Below are 11261 nucleotides of genomic sequence, written 5' to 3'. Positions count from 1 at the left end.
GTAGGTGGTGGTGCTGGTGCTGAAGTCGAGAGCACCGGAGAGGTTCAAGATGACCCCGATGATGCCGAGGACGACGGCGACGATGCCGAGGATGAAACCGGCGGTGGCCATGCCACGCCCGCTCTGCGCTCCGCCGGAGGCGTCGATCTCGTTCTGGGCCATCTTGCCGAGGATGATCGCCGGGATACCGGCGAAGAAACCACAGCAGACACAACCGAGAATGCCGAGGACAAGTGCCCAGATCGCCTTCTTGTTGTTGCCCGCAGGCTGGCCGGGCTGCCCGGGTGCCGGCGAACCGTACGGGGGCGGCGGCGGCGGAGTTCCGTAGCTCATGTGTCTGACCTCCAAAGTCAGGCGAGTTGGGTTGAGATGGGAGAAACTTAACGTTTCCCGCCCGCACTGTGGCGCCAAATCGGGCGTGTCACGGTTCGGGTGAGAGGCTTTGCACGTGGGTCATACCCGGAAACGAGAGGTTTAAACATGTCGGTGCTCGAAAAGATCATCGACGGCGTACGTCTGGACCTGGCGCAGCGCCAGGCGACGGTGTCCGAGGCGGATCTGCGGGCCCGGCTCGCCGACGTCGACGCGCCTCGCGACCCGATGCCGCACTTCCGTGCGCCGGGCAGCAGCGTGATCGCCGAGGTGAAGCGGAAGAGCCCCTCCAAGGGTGCTCTGGCCGACATCCCGGACCCGGCCGAGCTGGCCCAGAAGTACGCCGCCGGCGGTGCCGCCGCGATCTCGGTGCTCACCGAGGAACGCCGCTTCGGCGGGTCGCTCGCCGACCTGGTCGCGGTCCGGGCAGCCGTCGACACCCCGATCCTGCGCAAGGACTTCATCGTCGAGCCCTACCAGCTGCTGGAGGCCCGGGCAGCCGGCGCCGACCTGGCGCTGCTGATCGTGGCCGCGCTGGACGACGACACGCTGCGCAGCCTCTACGACCAGGCTCGTGAGCTCGGGCTGACGGTGCTGGTCGAGACCCACGACGAGGCCGAGGTCACCCGGGCGGTCGACCTCGGTGCCGAGCTGATCGGCGTCAACGCCCGCAACCTGAAGACCCTGGAGATCGACCAGGACGTCTTCGGACGGCTCGCGCCGCTCATCCCCGAGGACCGGGTGAAGGTCGCCGAGTCGGGCATCTTCACCGCCACCGACGTCAAGCGCCACGTCTCCGAGGGGGCCCGCGCGGTCCTGGTCGGCGAGGCGCTGGTCAAGCATGGCGACCCGCAAGGCACGGTCGCCGAGTTCACCGGAATCCAAGGCTAGGACCAGCCATGACAACTCACATCCACGAGACGACGAGCTACGACGCCGACGAGTTCGGCTGGTTCGGCGGCGAGGCCGAGGGATTCGGCGGCCGCTTCATGCCCGAGGCGCTGATGAAGGCGCTCATCGAGCTCGACGACGCCTGGCAGAAGGCGAAGGCCGACCCGGAGTTCGTGGCCGAGTTCGACGCGATCCTGCGTGACTACGCCAACCTGCCGAGCCCGCTCTACCACGCCACGAGGCTCTCCGAGCAGCTCGGCGTCCGGGTCCTCCTCAAGCGCGAGGACCTCAACCACACCGGCGCCCACAAGATCCGCAACGTGCTCGGCCAGGCGCTGCTGACCAAGCGGATGGGCAAGACCCGGGTCATCGCCGAGACCGGCGCCGGCCAGCACGGCGTCGCCTCGGCGACCGCCGCTGCGTACTTCGGTCTCGACTGCACCGTCTACATGGGCAAGGTCGACACCGACCGCCAGGCGCTCAACGTGGCCCGGATGCGGCTGCTCGGCGCCGAGGTCGTCCCGGTGCCCTCCGGCAGCGGCACCCTCAAGGACGCGATCAACGAGGCGCTGCGCGACTGGGTCGCCAGCGTCGACCACACCGCCTACCTGTTCGGCACCGCCGCCGGGCCGCACCCGTTCCCGACCCTGGTCCGGGACATCGTGCGTGGCATCGGCGACGAGGCCCGCGCGCAGGCGATCGAGCAGTTCGGCGGTCTCCCGAACGCGGTCGTCGCCGCGGTCGGCGGCGGCTCCAACGCCATCGGCCTCTTCACCGCGTTCCTGGACGACAAGGACGTCGAGATCCACGGCTTCGAGGCCGGGGGAGACGGGTTCGAGACCGGTCGCCACGCCGCCACCATCCAGGCCAACGACCCGGGCGTGCTCCACGGCGCCCGCACCTACGTGCTCCAGGACGAGGACGGCCAGACCATCGAGTCCCACTCGATCTCCGCCGGTCTCGACTATCCCGGGGTCGGCCCGCAGCACGCCTGGCTGGCCAAGTCCGGTCGGGCGAGCTACACGAGCATCACCGACAAGGAGGCGATGGACGCCTTCGCGCTGCTCTCGCGCAGCGAGGGCATCATCCCGGCGATCGAGTCTGCCCACGCGATCGCCGGTGCCATCAAGATCGCGCCCGAGGTCAAGGAGCGTCACGGCGAGGGCGCCACGATCCTGATCAACCTGTCCGGTCGCGGCGACAAGGACATGGGCACGGCCATCGACTACTTCGGTCTCGGCGACAGCAAGCAGGGAGAAGCACAGTGAGTACGTCGGTAGCGTTCGAGAAGGCGAAGGCCGAGGGCCGCGCGGCCCTGATCGGCTACCTCCCGGCGGGCTTTCCCACGGTCGAGGGCTCGATCGAGGCGCTGACGACGATGGTCGAGGCCGGCTGCGACATCATCGAGATCGGGCTGCCCTACTCCGACCCGGTCATGGACGGCCCCACGATCCAGGACGCCGTGCAGCAGGCGCTCGACGGCGGCGTACGTGTCGATGACGTTTTCCGCGTCGTCGAGGCCGTGGCCGCGACCGGGGTGCCGACCCTGGTGATGACCAGCTGGAACCCGATCGAGCGCCGTGGCGTGGACCGCTTCGCCCAGCAGCTGCACGACGCGGGCGGCGCAGGGCTGATCACGCCCGACATCACCCCCGACTTCGCCCAGGAGTGGGTCGAGGCCGCCGACGCCCGTGACCTCGACAAGGTCTTCCTGGTCGCGCCGAGCAGCACCGACGAGCGGATCGCGATGACCACGGCGGCCTGCCGCGGCTTCGTCTACGCCACCGCGGTCATGGGCGTCACCGGCGCCCGCGCGAAGACCTCCGACCTGGCCGCGCCCCTCGTCGCCCGGACGAAGGCGACCACGGACCTGCCGATCGGCGTCGGGCTCGGGGTCAGCAACGGCGCCCAGGCGGCCGAGATGGCCGCGTACGCCGACGGGGTCATCGTCGGCTCCGCCTTCGTGCGTACGCTGCTGGACAACCGCTCCGACGAGCAGGCGGCGCTCAAGGCGCTGGCGAGCCTGACCGAGGACCTGGCCGCGGGAGTCCGCTCGCGTTGAGGTTCCTGGCTCTTCCCGTCCTGCTCGTCCTCATCGGAGTGCTCACCGGCTGCGGTGCTGCCGGCACCGGCCAGGCGCCGGCCTCCGCGATGACCGGCCAGGAGCACACCCCCTACCAGCTCTCCGACACCGCGCTGACCGACACCGAGGGCGAGCCGTTCTCGCTGTCCACCGACGTGGCCCGGCCGCTGACGCTGGTGTTCTACGGCTACACCAGCTGCCCCGACGAGTGCCCGCTGGTGATGTCCAGCCTGACCGCGGCACTGACCCGCCTCGACGAGGCGGACCGGGACAAGGTCGAGGTCGTCTTCGTCACCACCGACCCCGCGCGTGACTCTCAGCAGGTCCTGCGCAAGTATCTGGACCGCTACGGCAAGGACTTCATCGGGCTTACCGGTGACCTGAAGGACATCGTCACCCTGGCCGAGTCCATGCGGCTCTACATAGGGGAGGCCGACCGGCTACCCAGTGGGGGCTACGATCTCGGAGTCCACGACACCCACGTCTCCGCAGTCACCGGGGGAGAGGCGAGGGTCGTGTGGTCGATGAACACCTCGCCGAAGCAGTTCGCCGACGACATCCATCACCTTCTTGAGGAAGAAACCGCCGCATGATGCTCCCGATGTCCATCCCCAGCCCGGCCGAAGGCGTGCTCTGGCTCGGGCCGGTCCCGTTGCGCGGCTACGCCTTCGCGATCATCCTCGGCATCATCGTCGCCGTCTGGGTCTCCGAGCGGCGCTGGCAGGCCCGCGGCGGCCGCGCCGGTGACATCCAGGACATCGCGCTGTGGGCGGTGCCGTTCGGTCTGGTCGGCGGCCGGATCTACCACGTCATGACCGACTGGCAGCTCTACTTCGGCGTCGGGGGCAGCCCGATCGAGGCGCTCTACATCTGGCGCGGCGGGCTCGGTGTATGGGGCGCGATCGCGCTCGGTGCCGTGGGTGCGATCATCGGCGCGAAGACCAAGGGCATCAAGATCATCCCGCTGCTCGACACCATCGCCCCGACCTGCCTGCTCGCGATGGGCATCGGCCGCTGGGGCAACTGGTTCAACCAGGAGCTCTTCGGCAGGCCCACCGACCTGCCCTGGGGTCTGGAGATCGACCCGTCGCGCTTCCCCGACGGTCCCAGCCAGTTCCCGGTCGGCACCACGTTCCACCCGACGTTCCTCTACGAGTTCTGCTGGGACATCCTCGCCTTCTTCGTGATCGTCTACCTGCAGAAGAAGCTGCGCCTGGGCGGCGGCCGCGTGGTCGCGCTCTACGTGATGGCCTACTGCCTCGGCCGCGGCATGATCGAGACCCTGCGCATCGACAACGTGCAGCTGGTCAACGTGCTCGGCCTGCGCTGGAGCGAGTGGATGTCGATCATCCTGTTCGTCCTGGCAGCAGCGTGGTGGACGTACGCCACCGTCACCGGCCGGGGTAGTGTCGAGGAGGAGGTCTACAGCGATCCTGCCAAGGCCCCGGCGAACGACGTCGACGACGACACCGAGATCGACACCGAGAACGACCCCGCGAGCGACACTGACGGCGATGCAGCCGACAACGGGACCGACGACGAGGAATCCTCGACAAAGGCCTGATCAGACGCAGAAATTGGGTGCAACGTAGCGCCCGGCGGGAGGGTGTCCGCCGATCGACCCTCGTTCGCAACCTACGCGTGACACAGTGGTAACCTAGCCGCACTCGCGCGGGCCAACGCTGTCCCCTGCAGATTGCCAGTTTCATCCCCGCAAGGGCGCGCGCACTCGTCGCAGACATCCCTCACTCCGGACCCGACTCGAAGCAGAGTCGGAAATCCGGGGCTATTGGGCTGCGTCGGTCGGTGCGTGCCTGAGCCCGGACAGACGGGAGATCCCGGTGCCGTACGAGCACTCGTATCCATCCCCCCAGGGCCTCTACGACCCTCGGTTCGAGAAGGACGCCTGCGGCGTCGCCATGGTTGCAACACTGACCGGCGTCGCCAGCCACGACATCGTGAAGCAGGGCATCCGTGCCCTGGTGAATCTCGACCACCGCGGCGCCGCCGGCGCCGAGACCAACTCTGGCGACGGCGCCGGGATCCTGCTCCAGGTCCCCGACGCCTTCCTGCGTGAGGTCGTCGACTTCGACCTCCCGGCGGAGCGTGCCTACGCCGTCGGCACCGCCTTCATCCCGGGCGATGTCGACCAGGTCGAGCGCACCATCAAGCTGGTCGAGGACATCGCGACAGAGGAGGGCCTCGACGTCCTCGGTTGGCGTGACGTACCGGTCAACCCCGACTCCCTCGGCGCGACCGCCAAGGCGGTCATGCCGACCTTCCGTCAGCTCTTCGTCGCCGGCGCCAAGCAGCGCATCACGGGCCTGGCCCTGGAGCGGCTCGCCTTCTGCCTGCGCAAGCGCGCGGAGAAGGAGACCGACGTCTACTTCCCGTCGCTGTCGAGCCGCACCATCGTCTACAAGGGCATGCTCACCACGCCGCAGCTGGCCGACGTGTTCCCCGACCTGGTCGACGAGCGGGTCGCCTCCGCGATCGCCGTCGTGCACAGCCGGTTCTCGACCAACACGTTCCCGAGCTGGCCGCTGAGCCACCCGTTCCGGTTCATCGCCCACAACGGCGAGATCAACACGGTCATGGGCAACCGCAACTGGATGAAGGCGCGCGAGGCGCTGCTCGAGTCCGAGCTGATCCCCGGTGACCTCGAGCGGCTCTATCCGATCTGCACCGAGGGTGCCTCCGACTCGGCCTCCTTCGACGAGGTGCTCGAGCTGCTCCACCTGGCCGGCCGCAGCCTGCCGCACGCCATGCTGATGATGATCCCGGAGGCGTGGGAGAAGCACGAGGAGATGGACTCCGCCCGCAAGGCGTTCTACGAGTTCCACTCCTCGCTGATGGAGCCCTGGGACGGTCCGGCGAGCGTCGTGTTCACCGACGGCACCCAGATCGGCGCGGTCCTCGACCGCAACGGTCTGCGCCCCTCCCGCTACTGGGTCACCGAGGACGGCCTGGTCGTGCTCGGCTCCGAGGCCGGCGTGCTCGACGACATCGACCCCGCCACCGTGGTCCGCAAGGGCCGTGTCCAGCCGGGCAAGATGTTCCTCGTCGACACCGCCGAGCACCGCATCATCGAGGACGACGAGATCAAGTCCGAGCTCGCCGCCGAGCACCCCTACGACGAGTGGCTCCACGCCGGTCTCGTACGCCTCGAGGACATCCCCGAGCGCGAGCACATCGTCCACACCCACGCGAGCGTGACCCGCCGCCAGCAGGTCTTCGGCTACACCGAGGAGGAGCTCCGGATCCTGCTCGCGCCGATGGCCAACACCGGCGCTGAGCCGATCGGCTCGATGGGCACCGACAGCCCGATCGCGGCGCTGAGCGACAAGCCGCGGATGCTGTTCGACTACTTCGCCCAGCTCTTCGCGCAGGTCACCAACCCGCCGCTGGACGCGATCCGCGAGGAGCTCGTCACCAGCCTCAACGGCACCATCGGCGCCGAGTCCAACCTGCTCAACCCGGGTCCGGCCTCGTGTCGCCAGATCGTGCTCCCGTTCCCGGTCATCTCCAACGACGACCTGGCCAAGATCCGTCACATCAACCGTGACGGCGACATGCCCGGCTTCCAGGTCCACATCGTCCGCGGCCTCTACGAGGTCGACGGCGGGGCCGAGGCGCTGCAGTCGCGTCTGGACGAGATCTCCGCCGAGGTCTCCCAGGCGATCGAGGACGGCGCCCGCATCATCGTCCTCTCCGACCGTCACTCCACCCAGGAGATGGCGCCGATCCCGTCGCTGCTCCTGACCGGCGCCGTCCACCACCACCTGGTCCGGGAGCGCACCCGCTCGCAGGTCGGCCTGCTGATCGAGGCCGGCGACGTACGCGAGGTCCACCACGTCGCGCTGCTGATCGGCTACGGCGCCGCCGCGGTCAACCCCTACCTGGCGGTCGAGTCCGTCGAGGACCTCGCCTACGAGGGCTACTACGTGAAGGCCGACGCCGAGAAGGCGATGGCCAACACGATCAAGGCGCTCGGCAAGGGTGTCCTCAAGGTGATGTCGAAGATCGGCGTCTCCACGGTCGCCTCCTACACCGGCGCGCAGATCTTCGAGGCCGTCGGCCTGTCGAAGGAGGTCGTGGAGCGCTACTTCACCGGCACCACCTCCAAGCTCGGCGGCATCGGCCTCGACGTGATCGCCGAGGAGGTCGCGAAGCGGCACGCCACGGCGTACCCGCGTGACGGCGTCGCCAACGCCCACCGTGCGCTGCCCATCGGCGGCGAGTACCAGTGGCGCCGCGAGGGTGAGCCGCACCTGTTCGACCCGGAGACGGTCTTCCGGCTCCAGCACGCCACCCGCAGCGGCCGCTACGACGTCTTCAAGCAGTACACCGACCGCGTCAACGAGCAGTCCGAGCGACTGATGACCCTGCGCGGACTCTTCAAGCTCAAGGGCGCCGAGGAGCTGGGCCGCCAGAAGATCTCGATCGACGAGGTCGAGCCCGTCGAGGCGATCGTCAAGCGCTTCTCGACCGGCGCGATGTCGTACGGCTCGATCTCCAAGGAGGCTCACGAGACGCTCGCCGTCGCGATGAACATGCTCGGCGGCAAGTCCAACACCGGTGAGGGCGGTGAGGACCCGGATCGTCTCTACGACCCGAAGCGTCGCTCGTCGATCAAGCAGGTGGCCTCGGGACGCTTCGGTGTCACCAGCGAGTATCTGACCAACGCCGACGACATCCAGATCAAGATGGCTCAGGGCGCCAAGCCCGGTGAGGGTGGCCAGCTGCCCGGCCACAAGGTCTACCCGTGGGTGGCCAAGACGCGTCACTCGACGCCGGGCGTGGGCCTCATCTCCCCGCCGCCGCACCACGACATCTACTCCATCGAGGACCTGGCTCAGCTGATCCACGACCTCAAGAACGCCAACCCGAGCGCTCGCGTCCACGTGAAGCTCGTGGCCGAGGTCGGCGTCGGCACCGTCGCCGCGGGTGTCTCCAAGGCCCACGCCGACGTGGTCCTGATCTCCGGTCACGACGGTGGCACCGGTGCCTCCCCGCTGACCTCGCTCAAGCACGCCGGCGGTCCCTGGGAGCTCGGCCTCGCCGAGGCGCAGCAGACGCTGCTCCTCAACGGCCTGCGCGACCGGATCGTGGTGCAGACCGACGGTCAGCTCAAGACCGGCCGTGACGTGGTCATCGCCGCGCTGCTCGGTGCGGAGGAGTTCGGCTTCGCCACCGCGCCGCTGGTCGTCTCCGGCTGCGTGATGATGCGGGTCTGCCACCTCGACACCTGCCCGGTCGGCGTCGCCACCCAGAACCCGGTCCTGCGCGAGCGGTTCACCGGCAAGGCGGAGTACGTCGTCAACTTCATGCGCTACATCGCCGAGGAGGTCCGTGAGCTCCTCGCCGAGCTCGGCTTCCGGAGCATCGACGAGGCCGTCGGCCACGCCGAGGCGCTCGACGCCCGTGACGCGATCGACCACTGGAAGGCCTCCGGGCTCGACCTGTCGCCGATCTTCACCCGTGTGGAGTCGCCGCAGCAGTTCTCCGACCAGGCCCTCTTCAACACCAAGGGCCAGGACCACGCTCTGGAGAAGTCCCTGGACATCAACGAGCTGGTGCCGCTCGCGGCCCCGGCGCTCGAGCGCGGCGAGCCCGTACGCGCCCAGCTGCTGATCCGCAACGTCAACCGCACCGTCGGCACGATCCTCGGTCACGAGATCACCAAGCGCTACCGCGGTGAGGGTCTGCCCGAGGGCACGATCGACATCACCTTCACCGGGTCGGCGGGCCAGTCCTTCGGCGCGTTCATCCCGCGCGGCCTGACGCTGCGTCTGGAGGGTGACGCCAACGACTACGTCGGCAAGGGCCTCTCCGGCGGCCGGGTGGTCATCCGCCCGGAGCGTACGGCCGGGTTCCGGGCCGAGGAGCACATCATCGCCGGCAACACGCTCGCCTACGGCGCCACCAGCGGGCGGATCCACATCCGCGGTGGCGTGGGGGAGCGGGCCGCGGTCCGCAACTCGGGTGCCAGCATCGTCACCGAAGGTGTCGGCGACCACGGCTGCGAATACATGACCGGCGGCCGTGTCGTCGTGCTCGGCCCGACCGGGCGCAACTTCGCAGCCGGCATGTCCGGTGGGGTCGCCTGGGTCCTCGACTTCGAGGAGCAGCGCCTCAACAGCGAGCTGGACGACGCCACCCCGGTGGACGAGAAGTACGCCGCCGAGCTCGAGCAGCTGGTCCGCGACCATCTCGAGGAGACCGGCTCGGCCGTCGCCGAGGCGCTCCTGGCCGACTGGCCGAACTCACTGACCCGCTTCACGCAGGTCATGCCCAGTGACTACAAGCGCGTGCTCGAAGCCCAGGAGGAGGCCCTCGAGGAGGGTCTCAACGAGGACGAGGCTGCCGCGCGGATTATGGAGGTCCTCCATGGCTGACCCGAAGGGTTTCCTGAAGAACGGGCGCGAGGTCGCGACCCGTCGTCCTGTCGACGAGCGTGTCAAGGACTGGCACGAGGTCTACCCGGGCAAGATCGGCAAGGCTCTGCTGCCGATCATCAACACCCAGGCCTCGCGCTGCATGGACTGCGGCATCCCGTTCTGCCACCAGGGTTGTCCGCTCGGCAACATCATCCCCGAGTGGAACGACCTGGTCTGGCGCAACGACTGGGAGGGTGCCTCCGAGCGCCTGCACGCGACGAACAACTTCCCCGAGTTCACCGGTCGCCTCTGCCCGGCTCCGTGCGAGTCCGCCTGCGTGCTGGGCATCAACCAGCCCGCGGTGACCATCAAGAACATCGAGGTCGCGATCATCGACAAGGCCTGGGACGCGGGCCACGTCAAGCCGCAGCCGCCCGAGTGGCTCTCCGGCAAGGCGGTCGCCGTCATCGGCTCCGGCCCTGCGGGCCTGGCCGCCGCCCAGCAGCTCACCCGCTCGGGCCACACCGTGGCCGTCTACGAGCGGGCCGACAAGATCGGCGGGCTGCTTCGCTACGGCATCCCCGAGTTCAAGATGGAGAAGTCGCAGGTCGACCAGCGCCTGGCGCAGATGCGTCGCGAGGGCACGGTCTTCCGCCCGGGCGTCGACGCCGGCACCGACATCACCGGCGCGCAGCTCCGGGACCGCTACGACGCCATCGTGCTGGCCAACGGCTCGACCGTCGGCCGCGACCTCCCGGTCCCCGGGCGCGAGCTCGCCGGGATCCACCAGGCGATGGAGTACCTGCCCCAGTCCAACCGGTCCTCGATCGGCGAGGCCGTGGAGGACCAGATCCTGGCCGAGGGCAAGCACGTGGTCATCATCGGTGGCGGTGACACCGGCGCCGACTGCCTCGGCACCGCCATCCGCCAGGGCGCAGAGTCGATCACCCAGCTCGAGATCATGCCGCGTCCGCCGGAGGAGCGCCCCGACGCTCAGCCGTGGCCGACCTACCCGATGACCTACCGGGTCGCCTCCGCGCACGAGGAGGGTGGCGAGCGCGTCTACGCCGTCTCCACGAAGGAGTTCCTCGGCACCGAGGACGGCCGCGTACGCGCTCTGAAGCTCGTCGAGGTCGAGTTCATCGACGGCAAGCTGACCGAGAAGGAGGGGACCGAGAAGGAGATCCCCGCCGACCTCGTGCTGCTGGCGATGGGCTTCACCGGCCCGGAGAAGGACGGCCTCCTCACCCAGCTGGGTGTGGAGTACGACGCTCGTGGCAACGTCGCCCGCGACGACTCCTTCGCCACCTCCGTCCCCGGCGTGTACGTCGCCGGCGACGCCGGTCGCGGACAGTCGCTGATCGTGTGGGCGATCGCCGAGGGCCGCGCCGCCGCGGCCGCCGTCGACACCTTCCTTACCGGCTCGACCAACCTGCCCGCGCCGATCCGCCCGACGGACCGGCAGCTGATGGTCTGAGGCCCACAGGCCGAGGCACAACGGCGTGCCGACCACTGGCCCGGCACCTCCACATCGG

The 11261-nt window shown here is 69.0% G+C and carries 8 protein-coding genes; 7 read left to right on the top strand and 1 reads right to left on the bottom strand.

Going from position 1 to position 11261, the window contains the following annotated elements:
• Positions 1-333 (bottom strand): DUF4190 domain-containing protein (locus ACFU7D_RS25670; RefSeq protein WP_378728456.1); only part of this gene is annotated, 333 nt, incomplete at its 3' end.
• Positions 334-480: 147 nt separating this feature from the next.
• Here ACFU7D_RS25670 and trpC point away from each other — a divergent pair.
• From trpC to ACFU7D_RS25635, 7 genes are all read left to right on the top strand, one after another.
• Positions 481-1263 carry an indole-3-glycerol phosphate synthase TrpC gene (gene trpC / locus ACFU7D_RS25665; protein WP_378728455.1) on the top strand — a complete coding sequence of 261 codons (783 nt, stop codon included), beginning with the start codon at positions 481-483 and terminating at the stop codon, positions 1261-1263.
• Positions 1264-1271: 8 nt separating this feature from the next.
• Entirely contained in the window at positions 1272-2531 is a 1260-nt protein-coding gene (trpB, locus tag ACFU7D_RS25660; RefSeq protein ID WP_378872720.1) for a tryptophan synthase subunit beta, read from the top strand.
• Positions 2528-3325: a tryptophan synthase subunit alpha gene (gene trpA / locus ACFU7D_RS25655; RefSeq protein ID WP_378728453.1), complete on the top strand. Its 798-nt coding sequence runs from the start codon at positions 2528-2530 to the stop codon at positions 3323-3325. Before trpB ends, trpA begins: the two co-directional genes overlap by 4 nt.
• A complete protein-coding gene (locus ACFU7D_RS25650; protein ID WP_378872718.1) occupies positions 3322-3939 on the top strand; it encodes an SCO family protein in 618 nt (205 codons plus the stop codon). Before trpA ends, ACFU7D_RS25650 begins: the two co-directional genes overlap by 4 nt.
• An 8-nt stretch (positions 3940-3947) precedes the next feature.
• Complete coding sequence (gene lgt / locus ACFU7D_RS25645; protein WP_378872716.1) at positions 3948-4910, top strand: prolipoprotein diacylglyceryl transferase; 963 nt, start codon at positions 3948-3950, stop codon at positions 4908-4910.
• A 277-nt stretch (positions 4911-5187) separates the two neighbouring features.
• Positions 5188-9744, top strand: coding sequence for a glutamate synthase large subunit (gene gltB / locus ACFU7D_RS25640; protein WP_378872714.1), 4557 nt, complete (start codon positions 5188-5190; stop codon positions 9742-9744).
• Positions 9737-11203, top strand: a complete 1467-nt coding sequence (locus ACFU7D_RS25635; RefSeq protein WP_378728449.1) for a glutamate synthase subunit beta — start codon at positions 9737-9739, stop codon at positions 11201-11203. The genes gltB and ACFU7D_RS25635 overlap by 8 nt, the downstream gene beginning before the upstream one ends.
• Positions 11204-11261: the final 58 nt, after the last annotated feature.

The sequence above is a fragment of the Nocardioides sp. NPDC057577 genome, assembly GCF_042801335.1.
GTDB lineage: Bacteria > Actinomycetota > Actinomycetes > Propionibacteriales > Nocardioidaceae > Nocardioides.
The sequence above is the reverse complement of the archived record's forward strand: the minus strand, read 5'-3'. Positions and strand labels throughout refer to the sequence as shown.